Annotated in this window: 1 protein-coding gene; it reads right to left on the bottom strand. The window is 50.0% G+C overall.

What is annotated here, in order from left to right:
• Positions 1-852: NAD-dependent epimerase/dehydratase family protein (locus HU824_RS19450; protein ID WP_176469745.1), on the bottom strand; the 852-nt coding region annotated here is incomplete at both ends.

An 852-nucleotide genomic window follows, 5' to 3' on the forward strand; every position in this document is an offset into this window, starting at 1 on the left:
CGGTCAATTCCCAGCGCGCCCTTTATCTTCGCATTACTCACCACATAATTCTCAGTCAGCTTGCGCAGGCGCTCCGCATTCAAAGGCAAATGAAGCAAAGTCCCGACACGGGCACAGAACTCCATCAATCCTCTGTTTATCTTCCAGATATGCGGCTTACGCCCCAAAGCCCGACACATCAAAGCTATCAGCTCATTCGTGGACAAGGCCTCGTCGTCTCCCATGTGGTAGATGCCACTCGCCACCTCCTTGGTCAGCAGCCCTTCCACCACGTAGCAGAGATTGTCTATCGAAGTAAAAGACCTTCGGTTATCAAAAGCCCCCAAAGGCCAGGGAATGCCTTTCCTCACCACATTATAAAGAAGATTCAGATTCCCTTTATTGCCGGGACCATGAATCATGCAGGGACGAAGGATATAAACCCGCTTGTCCGAACGCCTTTCATTCTCCTCCTTCTCGAAGGAGGAGTATCCGAGGGGGGAGGTGGTAGGCAAAATAAAACGTTCCTTTATATAATCTTCCGCAGCAATCTTGCTCTCCCCGTAAGGCCCTATCGGAGCAGGCACCACATCTTCAGTCAGCATATCACCCTCCACGCTGTCGGCAGCGGCTTTCACAGAACTGAAGAATACGAACTTCTTCGCGGACGATTCCAGAAAGAAATCAAATATCTTTTGGGTCAGTCCCGTATTGATATCAAAATATACCTGCGCGGCAGACCGGTTCTTCGTATCATGGGCTTTGCCAGCCAGATGGATAATGGCATCGAATTTCGGAAGATTCCGCATCGGAAAAGAAGCCGGTTCAATATCCTCCCAAGAGAAAGTCTTCACCACCCCCTCCTTTTCAGGA

The sequence above is a fragment of the Bacteroides sp. L10-4 genome, from assembly GCF_013373675.1.
In the GTDB taxonomy this organism is placed as follows: domain Bacteria; phylum Bacteroidota; class Bacteroidia; order Bacteroidales; family Bacteroidaceae; genus Bacteroides; species Bacteroides muris.